The sequence below is a fragment of the Streptococcus sp. SCPM-O-B-15294 (M123) genome (genome assembly GCF_058200455.1).
The window spans coordinates 174,461-189,023 of sequence record NZ_JBYQGU010000002.1; the positions used below are offsets into that span (position 1 = coordinate 174,461).

Annotated in this window: 21 protein-coding genes; 20 read left to right on the plus strand and 1 reads right to left on the minus strand. The window is 36.6% G+C overall.

The features are described from left to right. Positions 1–25: 25 nt before the first annotated feature. Positions 26–994 (minus strand): NAD(P)/FAD-dependent oxidoreductase, encoded by a 969-nt coding sequence (locus tag AC3E8G_RS02460; RefSeq protein ID WP_490676928.1) that lies wholly within the window; start codon positions 992–994, stop codon positions 26–28. A gap of 205 nt (positions 995–1,199) precedes the next feature. On the opposite strand from AC3E8G_RS02460, the gene gla reads away from it, so the two are divergent. The 20 genes from gla to AC3E8G_RS02560 all read left to right on the plus strand — a co-directional run bounded on the left by gla (position 1,200) and on the right by AC3E8G_RS02560 (position 14,545). After that, positions 1,200–2,069 (plus strand): aquaglyceroporin Gla, encoded by an 870-nt coding sequence (gene gla, locus AC3E8G_RS02465; protein WP_490676929.1) that lies wholly within the window; start codon positions 1,200–1,202, stop codon positions 2,067–2,069. A gap of 79 nt (positions 2,070–2,148) precedes the next feature. After that, positions 2,149–2,460 carry a hypothetical protein gene (locus AC3E8G_RS02470; protein ID WP_490676930.1) on the plus strand — a complete coding sequence of 104 codons (312 nt, stop codon included), beginning with the start codon at positions 2,149–2,151 and terminating at the stop codon, positions 2,458–2,460. A gap of 186 nt (positions 2,461–2,646) precedes the next feature. Beyond that, positions 2,647–2,835 (plus strand): hypothetical protein, encoded by a 189-nt coding sequence (locus tag AC3E8G_RS02475; RefSeq protein WP_490676931.1) that lies wholly within the window; start codon positions 2,647–2,649, stop codon positions 2,833–2,835. Between the two features lie 36 nt (positions 2,836–2,871). Next, positions 2,872–3,459, plus strand: coding sequence for a modification methylase Sau96I (locus tag AC3E8G_RS02480; protein ID WP_490676933.1), 588 nt, complete (start codon positions 2,872–2,874; stop codon positions 3,457–3,459). Continuing rightward, positions 3,446–4,939, plus strand: a complete 1,494-nt coding sequence (locus tag AC3E8G_RS02485; RefSeq protein ID WP_490676934.1) for a primase C-terminal domain-containing protein — start codon at positions 3,446–3,448, stop codon at positions 4,937–4,939. Before AC3E8G_RS02480 ends, AC3E8G_RS02485 begins: the two co-directional genes overlap by 14 nt. A gap of 290 nt (positions 4,940–5,229) precedes the next feature. Further along, positions 5,230–5,433, plus strand: a complete 204-nt coding sequence (locus AC3E8G_RS02490; protein ID WP_490676935.1) for a hypothetical protein — start codon at positions 5,230–5,232, stop codon at positions 5,431–5,433. Positions 5,434–5,446: 13 nt separating this feature from the next. Continuing rightward, positions 5,447–5,629, plus strand: coding sequence for a hypothetical protein (locus AC3E8G_RS02495; protein ID WP_490676936.1), 183 nt, complete (start codon positions 5,447–5,449; stop codon positions 5,627–5,629). Beyond that, a complete protein-coding gene (locus AC3E8G_RS02500) occupies positions 5,613–6,023 on the plus strand; it encodes a hypothetical protein (protein WP_490676937.1) in 411 nt (136 codons plus the stop codon). The genes AC3E8G_RS02495 and AC3E8G_RS02500 overlap by 17 nt, the downstream gene beginning before the upstream one ends. Then, positions 6,023–6,469 (plus strand): thioredoxin, encoded by a 447-nt coding sequence (locus AC3E8G_RS02505; RefSeq protein ID WP_490676938.1) that lies wholly within the window; start codon positions 6,023–6,025, stop codon positions 6,467–6,469. Before AC3E8G_RS02500 ends, AC3E8G_RS02505 begins: the two co-directional genes overlap by 1 nt. Continuing rightward, complete coding sequence (locus AC3E8G_RS02510) at positions 6,462–6,602, plus strand: hypothetical protein (RefSeq protein ID WP_490676939.1); 141 nt, start codon at positions 6,462–6,464, stop codon at positions 6,600–6,602. The genes AC3E8G_RS02505 and AC3E8G_RS02510 overlap by 8 nt, the downstream gene beginning before the upstream one ends. A gap of 19 nt (positions 6,603–6,621) precedes the next feature. Further along, complete coding sequence (locus AC3E8G_RS02515) at positions 6,622–7,626, plus strand: hypothetical protein (RefSeq protein WP_490676940.1); 1,005 nt, start codon at positions 6,622–6,624, stop codon at positions 7,624–7,626. A 15-nt stretch (positions 7,627–7,641) separates the two neighbouring features. Continuing rightward, entirely contained in the window at positions 7,642–8,484 is an 843-nt protein-coding gene (locus tag AC3E8G_RS02520) for a hypothetical protein (protein ID WP_490676941.1), read from the plus strand. A 107-nt stretch (positions 8,485–8,591) separates the two neighbouring features. Then, positions 8,592–8,861 carry a hypothetical protein gene (locus AC3E8G_RS02525; protein ID WP_001074439.1) on the plus strand — a complete coding sequence of 90 codons (270 nt, stop codon included), beginning with the start codon at positions 8,592–8,594 and terminating at the stop codon, positions 8,859–8,861. A 408-nt stretch (positions 8,862–9,269) separates the two neighbouring features. Continuing rightward, on the plus strand, positions 9,270–9,602 hold the full coding sequence (locus tag AC3E8G_RS02530) for a hypothetical protein (protein ID WP_062199834.1): 333 nt from the start codon (positions 9,270–9,272) through the stop codon (positions 9,600–9,602). Continuing rightward, complete coding sequence (locus tag AC3E8G_RS02535) at positions 9,595–9,942, plus strand: hypothetical protein (RefSeq protein ID WP_017650636.1); 348 nt, start codon at positions 9,595–9,597, stop codon at positions 9,940–9,942. The genes AC3E8G_RS02530 and AC3E8G_RS02535 overlap by 8 nt, the downstream gene beginning before the upstream one ends. Then, positions 9,942–10,730 (plus strand): DNA/RNA non-specific endonuclease, encoded by a 789-nt coding sequence (locus tag AC3E8G_RS02540; protein WP_270986788.1) that lies wholly within the window; start codon positions 9,942–9,944, stop codon positions 10,728–10,730. The genes AC3E8G_RS02535 and AC3E8G_RS02540 overlap by 1 nt, the downstream gene beginning before the upstream one ends. Before the next feature lie 13 nt (positions 10,731–10,743). Then, positions 10,744–11,199, plus strand: a complete 456-nt coding sequence (locus tag AC3E8G_RS02545; RefSeq protein WP_017650634.1) for a hypothetical protein — start codon at positions 10,744–10,746, stop codon at positions 11,197–11,199. 11 nt (positions 11,200–11,210) lie between these two features. Then, the gene (locus AC3E8G_RS02550) at positions 11,211–11,771 is read left to right on the plus strand and encodes a hypothetical protein (protein ID WP_062199827.1); all 561 of its coding nucleotides are present in this window, start codon (positions 11,211–11,213) and stop codon (positions 11,769–11,771) included. A gap of 20 nt (positions 11,772–11,791) precedes the next feature. Continuing rightward, positions 11,792–14,158, plus strand: coding sequence for a MobP2 family relaxase (gene mobP2, locus AC3E8G_RS02555; protein ID WP_490676942.1), 2,367 nt, complete (start codon positions 11,792–11,794; stop codon positions 14,156–14,158). Positions 14,159–14,287: 129 nt separating this feature from the next. After that, entirely contained in the window at positions 14,288–14,545 is a 258-nt protein-coding gene (locus AC3E8G_RS02560) for a hypothetical protein (protein WP_270986790.1), read from the plus strand. Positions 14,546–14,563: the final 18 nt, after the last annotated feature.

A 14,563-nucleotide genomic window follows, 5' to 3' on the forward strand; every position in this document is an offset into this window, starting at 1 on the left:
GAATCATTGATTCGAAGGTTTTTTCTTACAAACTAGTCGAATGGACTGGTTGAACTTTCTTGTCTGGATAAATGTAATTAATGGCATTATTTACTGCAGTCGGAGCTTCGCCCAGACCAGTAGCAATCAAATCGATTTTTCCTTCGTAGAAGCAACAGTCGCCGCAAGCGTAAATGCCTTCTCGGCTGGTCTCTTGTTTGCGGTTCACGAGGATTTTATGGCGTTGGAGGTCCAAGCCCCATTCTTTCAACTTCCCAACGGATGATTTAAAGCCATAGTTGACAAAGAGTTCATCGATGGGGAGTAATTGGGTTTCATCTGATTTAACCTTGGTAATTTCCAGATGGCTAGCACGGCCATTTTCTCCAATTAAACGGCTAGGAACATAAGGAGTTTGAATAGAGACAGAAGAAGCCTTTAATTCTTCAACGCTGTGTTCGAGTGCACGGAAATTATCACGACGATGGACTAAAGTTGTCGGTGCGATTTTTTCAAAGGCTAGGGCCCAATCGACAGCTGAATCTCCTCCTCCTAGAATAGCAACTTGTTTGCCGGCATATTGTTGGATATTTGAAACATGGTAGTGAACGTTCTCAAATTCCTCAGCCCCATCCACTTCTAAAGGACGAGGTTTAAAGGCACCACCACCCATCGCAATAATGACAGCACGGCTGAAATGCTGGTCTTTATTGGTTTCAATGAGGAAGTGATCCTCGTTTTTAAGAATGTCCAAAACGGTTTCGTTCAGACAAATGTCGGTCTCGAATGATTCTAATTGATCGATCAACCGTTGGGATAATTCTTCTCCGGTTAAGTTCGTAAAACCAGGGACATCCAGGATTCGTTTTTCAGGATAGAGAATAGCGGGTTGACCACCTAGTTGAGGAAGGGAATCAATCAATTTCACTTTTACTTGACGCATATGGCCATAGAAGGCAGCAAAGAGCCCAACAGGGCCACCACCAATAATGGTAATGTCATAGATTTCAGACATGAGATCTCCTTTGTGATGTGTAACTAGTCCTATTGTATCATAATTCGGGGATAAATAGAAAGTGTAGAAAGTACAAGGATAGAAAAGGATGAATCAGGGGATTGAGATATATTTTTTAAAAATAATGTTCGGTTTATTTACAAGTCCTCAATAATCTGTTAGAATAAATTATTATTATTTTTATTTATAAGGAGATTATTCAAAAATGCAATTTGATTTTTGGGTTAAAGTTGCGACCGAATTTATTGCAACAGCTTTCTTGATTATTTTAGGAAATGGTGCTGTTGCAAACGTTGAATTGAAGGGTACCAAGGGGCATCAGAGTGGATGGCTTGTGATTGCAATCGGGTATGGAATGGGTGTTATGATTCCAGCTTTGATGTTTGGTAACGTTTCTGGTAACCACATTAACCCTGCTTTCACGATTGGTCTTGCAGTTAGCGGACTCTTCCCATGGGAAAATGTTATATACTACGTCGTTGCTCAAATTCTTGGAGCCATGTTTGGACAATTGGTTGTCGTTGCGACTCACCGTCCTTACTACCTTCAAACGGAGAATCCAAACAATATCTTGGGAACATTCTCAACGATTTCTAGCTTGGATAAAGGAACTCCAGAATCACGTAAAGCAGCAACTATCAACGGTTTCATCAACGAGTTTGCTGGATCATTCGTCCTTTTCTTCGGTGCACTTGGTCTAACAAAACACTTCTTCGGTGCAGAGATTGTTGGCTTAGCTCAAAGAGCTGCTACTGAGCAAGGTGGAATTTTTGATGCGAATTCAACAGCAGCAAAATTGGCCTTGGCTCAAGCAGATGCTCCTGGTTTAGGAGTGGCTCACTTGGCGCTTGGATTCCTCGTTATGGCTTTGGTGACATCACTTGGTGGTCCTACAGGACCTGGTTTGAACCCTGCTCGTGACCTTGGTCCACGTTTGCTTCACGCCTTCCTTCCAAAATCTGTCCTAGGAGAACACAAGGGAGATTCAAAATGGTGGTACGCTTGGGTACCAGTTGTAGCACCAATCTTGGCTGCTATCGCTGCCATTGCTCTCTTTAGCTACCTTTATAAGTAAGACCAGAACACTTTTCGTAGCACTACGGAAAGTGTTTTTATCTTTTGCAGAGTAAATCGTTTTTATAAAAGGAGTAGGGATGAAAGAAAGGAATCTAATAGAAGAGAATAGAAGAGCGGATCATTTGAGTTTTTTATATTATTTGCATGAGGAGAAGGATTTTCGTGTGGAAGCACTCGAGGATTTATGTCAGTATCTAGAAAGGCTGGAATCAGTCAGTATCGAACAGCTAAAAGATGTGCGCTGGATTGAATGTCAAATTTTGCGCCATATGGTCTATCATTTTGATCCAAATGATCTAAGTAGAATTCGCAATCTCCCAACGAATTATTGGGAGGAATTGGAAGCATTCGAACAAGTAGTGTCAAAGCTTTATGATCGTTATGAATGAAAGGATTTTCCAAAATCTGAAATTCTAGCACAGTTTTGAAGCTAAGATGATGGTGAGAGATGAATTCCTTTAAGTAAGTGGTAAGAGTTTTTAGAATAATAAATAATCCTGTATTTATGAGGAGAACGGAGAAATCTGTTCTCCTTTTTTGTTCGTTTAAAATCTCATGAAGAAGGGAGTCTTGCCATGAAGGGTTTGGAAATTGTGATGAATATAGACACTTTAGAAGTTTATGAAGTCATTGACCATGATCAGGAAACGAGTTCAGATGTAACAGAAGAAACTGCTGATTCTATTTCTCTTCAACAGGAGCCAGAAGTAACATTTTATCAAATGAATTTATTTGATGAGATAAACTTTGTAAATACATCTTAAATAGTACTTAAGACAAAATAAAACTAGGAGGCTAGAATGATTAGAAATGAATTTTATGATCAGTTAATCAATAGTGAGCCAATGGGTTTTATTGATCCTTTAACTGACTTAGGAGAATTTGATTCTATTCAGATGAAGTTCAAAAAATCTGTTAAAAGCCTGGTAAATAAGTACTCTGGTAAACCTTATAATCTTAATTGGCAAAATAAGATTGAACAGATGAGAGTGCTGTATATTCAGTACCAGAAAAGCTTGAAATTAGAAGATGAGGAACAAGCGGTTCATAACAGAGTTAGAAACAAAGAGTCTAAAGAACATGTTCATGAAATCGTTACAACATATTTGAAGTTAGGTTTCAGATTTAAAAAGATTGAAGCAAGGGTATCCCTATTCAATACTCGTCTTCGTAGGAATTGGAAGAGAAGCGACTATGTAACAACGTCAAATCCTGAGTTTTACTTAAAAAAAGACTTGCAATATGGTTATTGTTTACCTAATTCCTCACTTCCCAAAAGTATGAGAGCTAAAATGGATGTGGAGGCATTCTATCAAGGCCTCACACATGCAAAAACATCAAAATTGATGTCTGAGGAGCTATTAAAGGAAAAAGATGAATTTAACTAATATTTATAGTTTAATCCTCAAAGACGGATTAAGACAAACCAAATTTAAGAATAGCCATTTAAAGCTAGTCTCTTCAGCTGAGGAAGGAAAACGTGGGGCTATTTTCGGATATCGTTCTAAAGCAAATATGATTAAGGCACGTGGCCTTGTATTGACATCGATAGAAGCTATTGAAGAAAATCAAGATCATTTCACTCACTGGACACCTAACGTCTATCGTTTCGGTACCTATAGCGATGATAAACGTCGAGTGACACGTGGCCACTCTGAAGATAATCTCAGACAGATTAACACCTTTTATATCGACTTTGATATTACCTCTTCAGCTGAAGAGATGACCTCTGGAGATATTTTAACAGCTGCCATTGATCTGGGATTTATGCCAACTCTGATTTTAAAATCAGACAAAGGTTTTCAGGCTTACTTTGTATTGACAGAACCAGCTTATGTTACGGCACATTCTCAATATAAAGTTGTAAAAGTGGCCAAGGCAATCTCTCAAAATTTACGCAACTATTTTGGTCAAACTTTGCCAGTTGATATGACGTGCAACCATTTTGGAATAGCTCGTATGCCACGGACAGATAACATTGAGTTCTATCATGAAGAGTACATCTATTCATTCCAGGAGTGGTTAGATTGGTCTATGAAACAGTCTGATCTACCATTTCCAAGTAAGAAGCCAAATCTAACGGTGATTTCAGGTTCTGAAGGAGTTAAACAGGTAGATGAACCCTGGTATGGTTTGCTGCTGAGAGAAGCCAATATTAGAGGTGCTAAAGCATTGATGGGAAGAAACAATGTTCTCTTCACATTAGCATTGGCTAACTTTTCAAGTGGTGTCTCTCAGAGCGATTGTGAGGCTGTTTTAGCTGATTTCAATGAACACTTGGCCGAACCGCTCTCTCAGGACGAGTTCCTGAAAGTCATTCATTCGGCTTATTCAGAAAAATATGAAGCTGCCAGTCGAGATTATATCAAATTACTATGTAAGGCTTGGGTTAATGAGAGTCTGAAGGATTCAGATTTATTTATCAAACAGCGCTGGTACAAATTCAAAAAGAAACGTGCTGATCGCAAAAATAGTCATCTTCACGAGTGGAAAGCAGACATCATGGCTTACTTGGAAGGTTACTTTCAGTCAGAAGATCCATTCATCCAAACTACTAAGAAGGCTATCAGAGAAGAATTGAACATTCCTGAGCGATCATTGGATAAAGTCTTAAAAGCTCTAAAAGCTGATCGTAAGATCTTCCTTGTAGTTAAATCTGGACGAGGTGGAGGCATTAGATTAGCTTCAGTCAAAGCGATTGTTCTTTCTCTTATTCAGGTGAAAAAGGAGCATCAAGAGGCTTATTTTTCCAATATAGCTGCTTTCTTTGAAGAGAGCTTAGGATTTACTAAACAGGTAATAGGGGGTGTTAAAAATGGGCTTAAACAAGCTAAACAACTATCTTTATTTGAGGTTGACATTGGATAATAAATAAAACCCGCAAATTGCCATTACATTTATATCTAGGATACGTAGGGCTAAAAAAGTGACTAGATAAAACTAGCAGCTATTCGACTAGAAAGAAAAATAGATCGAGGGTACGGAAATGGAAATGATCTTAATTATTTTAGGAGTTAGTATATTGGGGAGTTCCACTTTGCTAATTTTATAGGAATGCTATATGCTAACCATCAAATTCGTTATAGAGATGAATATGATAGAGAGTTAGAGAGTGATTATTAAGCACTTATGGAACAGCTTAGAAAGTGAGGTACTATATGGGATACGTTATTTTTAGCTTTGAAGATGGAGATTATCTTTATGATAATCAAGGACAAATATTGGTGTTTAAGAGTAGAGGATTAGCTTGTCAGTACATGCAGGTTCATTATCATATTCCTTTACCTCTTCAGAAGACTAAGAGGGTGATGAACTATCCAAATTTCTATCAGGCACCTTTCAAGATTCATAAGGTTTGTTAGAAAGGAAGTAGTAATGAAACAAAAGGATGAAATTCTTTACGTTGGAAGACTATATCTATTTGGTATTCCTCTATGGAAAGTGAAAAAGACTAAAAGAGATTGGCTGGAAGCAACAGCCTTGATGTCCACAAAAAGGAAAAGAATTGAATGTGTCTTTATTGATGATGAGGAGGATGAACATGACGGAGAATTTTAAGATTGTACGTGGTTATTATTTAACAGGAGTAGGACAAGAACCTTCTGCTCATTATTTTAAAATCACAGATACTTTTCCTGAATTTGAAACACTGAAGGCGGGTGATATTGCTCTAACGTTCTATCAGAATTTAGAAGCTATTACAAGCCTACCAGCACTGATTAGAGTAGATGGGGTAATTGAAGCTGAGAAACAGGTTCTTGAGTTTCTTCAGAGTGAAAAGAAGGACCATCTTCCTATGTTGCCACTGGTTAGTGTTTATGAAGCCTTTGATCCCCTACATTTTAAATTGGTTATGACTACTTTTGAGAAATTAAGGTCTGAGATGAAACGCTTGGCCAAGGTTAGTTATGTTCAAGGTGATTTATTTGAGTTTTTAGGAGGTGAAGGATAATGACTGATAGGTTTGAGTTTTCTAAACTGTTTTTGGGGACCTTAGCTGCTGTTGTAGTGATTCTTTTTACAGTTATTGGGATACAGACTACCTGGAGTACTTACGTCGTCAAAGATTATAATAAGCATCTTACAGGACAAGTCTATGTGGATGCTGCGGTCAATCAAAATGTTAATCTGGTCTTTTATCGTAATGGCTGTCCTTATTGTAAGGCAGGGAAGAAAGCAGTTATTGCTGTGACTGAGAAGAGTTCTTATCCGACATTTTACGTTGATGTCGAATCAAAAGATGGCCAGTTATTGGTTGAAAAATACCACGTTGACAAAGCAGCGACTCTCGTCACAATACGGGATGGTAAATCTAAGCTTTATCATTATGCAACTAAAGATAAAGATGGCCAGATAGTCGCTGATCTGAGTAGTATCAAGGAGGCTTTAAATGACTAAAAAATCTTTTGAAAAAAGATATGAGGTGGTAGTAGATGATTATGATATTGGTAAAAAAGGGCATAAGACTCAGGAATTTATTGAGGCTAATACTGACTTAGAAAAGGTGTTGGCAGCTAACGAAGAAGCATGATAGAAAGGAAGTACAACTGATGATTGATACTATGAAGAATTTGATTGAAAAGATAAAATCCAGCTCTTTTGTTAAACCATTTATAGGGACGAAGAGGTGGTTTCAAGAGAATGTTATTAAGCGAAAGCTGGTCATATTTTCAGTGATTTTTACAGCTTGGATCAGTTTATTACTTGGGGCTTTTTACTCTCCACAGAGGCAAACATATACTGATGAACAACTAAAAACAAAACAGACGTTTGAAAATGGAACAGGGGAAATTAAACTGACTAGTCAGACTTATTCTGCTGAAACAGGTATCATTGTTCTTCAATTTGAGACAAAAGATTCTACCTCTCCAGTCGATCGTGGGATTGATACAAAACGTCTCAAATGGAACCTCTATGCTAAAAAGAAAACCAGTCAAACCACGATGGAGATTGTCCCCATCGTAGACAATAAAATCTCAGTCATTATTCGCAACGTACCTAAGGATTTTGGTGCCTATGCGATTGATATTACGAACAAGACGGTTTCCACTAGCTCAATTGATAATGATGTTTCCAGTACTTCAAATGATCAAAAGAAGCCATTTAAAACAAAAGATAGGGGAGATGCTAATGTTGTTCAATTCTATGTGACGACTCAAAACAGTCAGCTTAAGAAGAGAAAAATAAGGACAGTTTCTCGTGAGGAATTTGCCTTATCAGAGATCAAAGAAGAGAAGACCTTCCAAGCAAGTCAGATCAAAAAATTAAATAACTCAATCAAACAGCTTAAGGCTTCAATCGAAGATGATAATTCTCGTAAAGAGGGTCTTCTCAAAGAAGCAGAATATCTATCTGGTGATGATTTAGAAGCTAGTCAGAAAGATATTGCTACCATTGATAGTAACATTGAAACTAAGAATAGGTCCATCGAAACAGCTAATCAAAATATTGAAAAGGTTCAAGTCAAGATTAAAAGCCTAGAGAAAAAAGAGACTGCTATTAAAGATGGAACCTTTGAATTTTCTAACCCAATTGAAACAGTCGAGATGAAATAAAGAAAGGAAATCAACATGAAAAAACTCACTTCAAAATGGAAATCACTTAACAAAAAAGGTCTAAAACTTTCACTATTTTGTGCTCTAAATTGGCTTATTGTATTTATTGCTAAAGCTCAATTTTTTATCTTCTTAGTTATGTTTTCGGGAACGCTGACATATTATTTACCACAAGATTATCGCATTATGACTGTTAATCTTGTAGAGTTTTTTGTCATGGCAAAAGTTATTATTTATTTTATTCAGATGGTTTGGTCACGAGAGTCTAGACGCTTTCAATCAGTGCTAAATATTTGTGTATTATTGGTATTTTTCGTAGCAGGAACTAAATATGCGGCACAATACACAGTTACAGAGGAGTTGGTTACTGACTTATGTAAATTCATGATTATGAGTGCCATTTTTCAAACTCTAGTGACATTTCTTCAGCCGATATTGTTTAAGAGATATATCTTTAAAAATATCATCAACAAAGAATACTTGGGCATTCGAAAGCTAACGGATGATTTGCCACCAGAAATTAATTTTTACACGGATGCAGCTGAAGCAGATGCAGATAAACGAATGCGACAAATTAATCAAAAAGTGATCAAACAACCGTATCAAGATATTGTCGAATTGAGCTTTTTGAACAGAGAAGTGATAACAGCTATTGGTTGTAAAGCAGCTTCATTTGGAAAAGAAGCTGAACGTACTTTTATAGACGATGATACCATCTATTATCCAGTCTTTACGGTTCACCCTTTCGGAATTTCGGAAGGGGAATCAGGCTTTTATCACGAACTAATTAAACTCAAACTCAGCCGAAAATCAGCTTTTACTGTAACAGGTGAAAGCGTACTGAAGAAAGATTTTTAACATGTGATGCTCCCTAGTTTTAATTAGGGAGTTTTTACTTTGTCCCCTTAATGCAAGAAACCTCATTATCCCTTACACTAAAATCATTAAATAAAGGAGGCTATTAAATGGCAAAAAAAGATCTTACAAAAATTGATTTAGAACTTGAAGAGGCAAAGAAAAAAGTTGCTTCTTTGGAAAATGAACGGAAGCTAGCAGAAGAAAATATTCAAAAACAAATTGGTAAAATCTACGTTCAAATTCAACTCAAAAAAGATAAAACTCAGACCTATGAAATGATTTTAGATGATCTCAAAACGGAGCTTACTCTTATTCGAGAAGAAGAAAAAGCACAACGTGAGGCAGCTAAAAAAGAACGTGAAAACGTGGAACAATAACCTTCATTTTTCAGCTGAAGAAGCATCTTATCACGCTATTTAACGGAGTGTGTATTTGTACACCTCTACAGTGTGTTTAGGTGTGGGGGATATTGTACATGATAGAGTACCTCGTGTGTTTAAGTGCGTCTGGCATGTGTGTGTTTAGTAGGCGTAGCCGAGAGAATTGGGGACACGGGAAACGTTGATACTATCAACTCCCAGCGGTACGATGGGACAGTTTCCCTTATGCTCTTTTCATGGGCTAGAACACATTAAGTGGGCTAGGTCTTGAAAAACCGCAAAAGTAGAAAATTTATTTTCGTGACGTTGCGAGGTTGAGGTTTTCTTTTTTGCTTCTTTTAGCTTTTGCCTCGTCAAAAGAAAAAAGAAGGGCGCTGTTTTTTGAAAGGAGATAATCATTTTTGTATGGTAATGAAAAGAACAGAGTTAAAAATACGTGGCTTAACTGAAAAAGAAATTGATTATTTAAAAGCTCAATCAAAGAGAACAAAATCGAAATCATTTAATGATTTTTTAGTTCGTGTCTTGCGTGAAAAGATTGAAAAGGATCAATTTAATTTTGCTGAAGCAAACTATCTTGCTCATTTAGAAAATATGAAATTAACGTCAGATCATGTTTTACGATTAACGCAAAAACAGACAGAAATTTTATCGGACTTTGAAACGAAAATGGGTCGGTATGCTGATCACATTTCACGATGGTTGGAATACGAAGGTGAGGTAGAAAGGGATGACTAAGGAAATTAGATTACGCAAAGTTCCTGATGAACTATTTGTGCAATTAGAGATGATGTCTGAAAAATTTCAGTATCCTAATCTTGCCGATTTTTTGATGTCTCAGTTGTATCGTATTGTCGAAAATGATGGTCTTGATTTGTATGATAATAAGTTTGCAGCGACGTTGGCAGATATTAAAGAACAACAAGCTCAAATTTTGGATCAACTTCTCAAAAATGAAATTAAGTTATTAGCCTATCATGCTAAACAAGATATTGTCGAAGAGTTAACGACAGATTGGTTACAATTTATGGATGATGTTGATGCGCTGGCTGCTGAAAGAAGAGCAGGAGGACGATAATGAAGAAGAATAAATTTTTGCTAGTCAGTGTTTTGTTCATCGCTATTTTTTTAGTGCAGCCACAAAATTTTCAATCTTTAAAAAGTGCTTTTACTCAAAATGATATAGCTACTCAATTGAACATATCAGATTCACCTGAAGAAAAAAATAGTGACTTAGGAAATGCTCATCAGACCCAAAATGAAGAACTAAAATCAAAAGTGTTTGATGGCCAACATCAAGTCATAGTCATTAATGAGAAAGCGCAATTTACGATAGATGAATTGAGCTTGAAAAATGGTTCATGGGAAAAATATAGTAACCTTGATCTTTTGAATCGTGTTGGGGTTGCTGAAGCAATGTTGGGTAAAGACTTAATGCCAACAAGTGAGCGTGAAGACATTTCATCGGTGGAACCAACTGGCTGGAAAAATAAAAAAATCAACTTCAATGGAAAGCAAGATTATCTATATAATCGTTCTCATCTAATTGGTTTTCAACTCACTGGTGAGAATGCAAACGTGAAAAATCTATTTACAGGTACACGTGCGCTTAATGCTAACTTTAAAGATGAAAAATCATCAATGGTCTACTATGAAAATTTAGTCGCAAATTATATAAAAGAGACAGGTCATCATGTTCGTTATCGAGTAACACCTATTTTTAAAAACGTAGAATTAGTTGCTCGTGGTGTTCGTCTGGAAGCACAAAGTATAGAAGATGATACTGTATCTTTTGATGTTTATATTTTTAACGTTCAACCAGAATATGAGATTAATTATTTAACAGGAACTTCCAAAAAATTATAGTAAAGGGGAAATAATGGCAACTAGAATTAACATCTATTTTAACGAAGAAACACTACAAAAGTTTTCTGAAATCAAAGCCTATTTATTAGCAGATGTAGGAGAGAGTTTGGAGCGTCCAGGTCAGAAACAGTCAGCGACTGTTGTTAAGTTGATTGACGTTTTCTATAAACTTTTTTTAGAAACAGAAGATAAACAAAATTTTTCAGAAAGATTATCTCGGCTGGAAAAAAATTTGGCCAACTCAGATGAAGAGCGGACTTTAAAATCTATCCGTCGTCAATTGGATCAGCTGCTTTATTTAGAATTGACTAATTTCCATGCCATCACAAAAGGCAGTGACTTTGATATTCAAGATTTAGAGTCTGTTCATTCTCGTTTTGATCCAGCTCAACATGAATTGATGGCTAGAATTGATGACATTATTAAAGAAGATGTAGCACGTGGCCAAACCATTAAGAACTCACATTGAGGATTTTCAAAATGACTGATATTGTTGATATATATTTAGAAACAGGAGACTTTCATGAAGCAGTAAAGCAATCAGGGTTACCGACTCATATTGCTCACTTGAAATTAATAAAGAGTGGCTGCTTGAAAATCCAAGATAAAATTCAGTACGGTTCTCGGACGGCTAAACTGGGAGGAATGGCAGAAGAACTCTTTCAAAAATATGTTCCAGAAGCAACAGATGCTAATAAATATTTCAAGAAAAATAATCCTGTCTATGATTTTTGGTTTGATGGCTTGACGATTGATGTTAAGTATAGTTCCTTACATAAAAAGAAAAATGGGAACTCTCAACATTGGCAATTTAGAACAAATGGCAGCCAAGATTTTATTGTAGCTTTTCTTGAACGAGAAAGTGGTTTAGAATTGGATAGACCAAATATTTTGTTAATCCCTATGCAATTTATTGAAGCCAAAAAAGAGTTGCATATATCTCAATCTGGGCCATGGTTTCAAGACTTTAAGGTTGAACCTGAAGAACTCCAACCACTACTGAAAGATTATGTTCAATTAAGAAAAGACGGGCTATTTTGATTAGGAGAGGAGCATAAGAGATGAATGTATCGTCTAGTCCTAATATTACATTTATGCTGCAATACACAGAGGCTAATAGTCAATATGTGGATTATACTAATAGAGATGAGGCTGTCAAAATTGATGAAGAATTGTCCTTAGAGACAAACAGGCAAATAGTGGAAGGATTGACTGAAGATGAAATGGATAAGATTCAGGAAGCAGTTCCTGAAACACAATTGAACTTCAGAGAATACATCGATTACATGAACCGTTCGTATGCAACAGAAAATCAATCTGAAGAACTAACAGCTGTCTTTACTCAGGAGGCAGATTATCTCCAGAAACGTCGATTAAATGACCTAAAAAATAAGTTGGAATCAGCTTATCAAAATGGTTCTCTTCTTTGGCAGGGTGTTATTTCGTTTGATAATGCTTTTCTTGCTGAGCAGGGATTATATGATGTTGCGACTGGCCAAGTTGATCAAAAAGCGATTAAGGCTGCTATGCGTGACATGATGCCAACCCTGATTCAGAAAGAAGGTCTTTCAGATTCTGCGTTTTGGTGGGGAAACATCCATCTCAATACAGACAATGTGCATATTCACTTTGGGTTATCTGAAGTAGAATCTAACCGTGAAAAAATATTCTATCGGCCCCGTGGACGGATGGAGTATAAGGGAAACTTCTCTCAAAAAACAATTAACCGTTTCAAAAGCGGTGTTTATCACGGCTTGCTTAAAGAGGAAACACGATCAAATCTTCTTAGAAAAGAACAGATTCTAGCTAATCTCAAAGCAGATTTGATGACTTCTGTTTACCAGGAAGATAAGATTACTTCTTCAGCTGAAAAAAATTTTTTGGAACAAGCTTACAATCACTTACCCCTTAATAAAAAGTGGCGCTATGGATCAAATGCTAGAGATTTTACGGTTAGTAAGTTTTTTCTTGATCGTTACCTCGATTCTTATTTACAGAATGAAGGTAGTGCTGCCTATCAAGAATTTCTCAAAGAGACTAGAGAATTTCTATTGGCTTATGAAGGTGTCTATTCAGCTGAAAAAAATCAAGTCTATGAAAAACTACGTAAAGTCGATGGTCAAACCATCAGAACGCTGGCAGAGTCAAAAGGATATGATTTAGAGCATCATTTGGCACGTCGTATTATGGATTTAAGAGAACGATTGGCCAATAATATCTTACGATCGTTTAAAGAGGCTGCCCCACAAATACAGGACGTTCAGCTGGAAAAAAATTTGGAGAATTTTTCTGTTTTGAATCAGAAGAAAATTTTAGAACAACTTCCTGAAGCAAGTGTTGTAAAAAGTTTAGAAAGCTGGAAAAAATTGGGTTATTCTGTTAAAACTGGAGAACAGCCAATTAGTATTATCAAGCCTATTTATGAAGCTTATGATAAGAATGGTAAAGGAATAGGACAGCCAGAATTTGTACAAGATACTGTTTATGATATTAGTCAGCTAACAGAAAATATTCAGCTGAAAAGTCTAACCTTGAAAGACCTCTCTCTGTTTTCTTCTAGTGAGTTGAAAGAGTTAGTAGATGCTGCTAAGTCAAAACCAACGCTTTCTGAAAAAGAACGTCGTGAATTAGGTACCTTCCGCTATGCTTTAAAACTTAATATGCTAGAGGCTAGTCAGAAAGAATTGCAAGTGCGTCAAAAGCTCCTGGAACAGATACAGCCTTTAGCCTCTGATCAGCCATTTGTGGACTTTAAAAAGCAATCCTTAACGCAAGAATTAAGATCAATTGAACTACAATTGACTCCTAATTTTAAGCTTTCAGAAGATGATAAAGCCTTGAAAGAGCGGTTGAAGAGTCAGTTTGAAGATAGTGTTGCCCTTCCTGTTTCAAAGGCCCTTCCTGGAGCCATACAACTTCCTATTAGGCAGCTTAGGACTGAGTTGGGATTAGTTGATCAGATTCAGGATGATAATATTTTAACGCTTCTAAAAGGTAGGCCAACGACAAAGAGAGACTATGTTGAGGAGCTTCAGACTTATATTTCTATTTTCCAGTTGAAATACCAGATCAATAATAGAAATCAACAGATGAGCCAGTCATCGGATGAAGCAGCTATCAGGGAGATGAAGGTGGCTAATGCTAAAGGATTCTCTGAATTAAAACGTTTATATGAGAAACTGCAACCAACAAATGATAGTCAAAGTCAGATTGCTCAAACAGTTTCTAAGCAATTACAAGAGCGTAAAGTTATCAAAAAAGCACAGTTGCAACAGTCTCAAGGACCTGTAAAGTTGAATACGGACTTCATGCGTCAATTGTCTTCCTCCCTGAATCGTTCTCAGCTGGCAAATAAAAAAGCACTTATGGAACGTGCTAGAAGTGATGAACGTGAAGAACAAGAAGAACGCAGGCAAGCCCAGCGTTAATAAGTCATTGATGGATTATCAATGGCTTTTTTTGTTTAAAAATCTCCTATGATTTGTCCCCTTAACGCAAGAATTGCCATTATCTCTTAGACTAGAAGTAACTGTAGATACAGGAAGGAGGTGGTGATAATGCTACAATTTCCAAGCGTTTATGAAGAAGAATTTGACTTTGAGACTGACTGGTTGGTTAAAGCAATTGATGATACTCAAAAACGAATTCTTTTTGCTGGTCAAGGAAAAAATGGGGATTTGGAGTTGGAATTGGACTACCAAAATAATCCAGAAGAATTTGAGCATTTTTCAGTAGGTGATCTAGTTTCATTGCCAAGAGAACTGTTTATTGTGCCTGAAACGGCACCATATCGGCCAAAATATGAGTGTTTCTAGTGAATGAAAGGAGTTTTT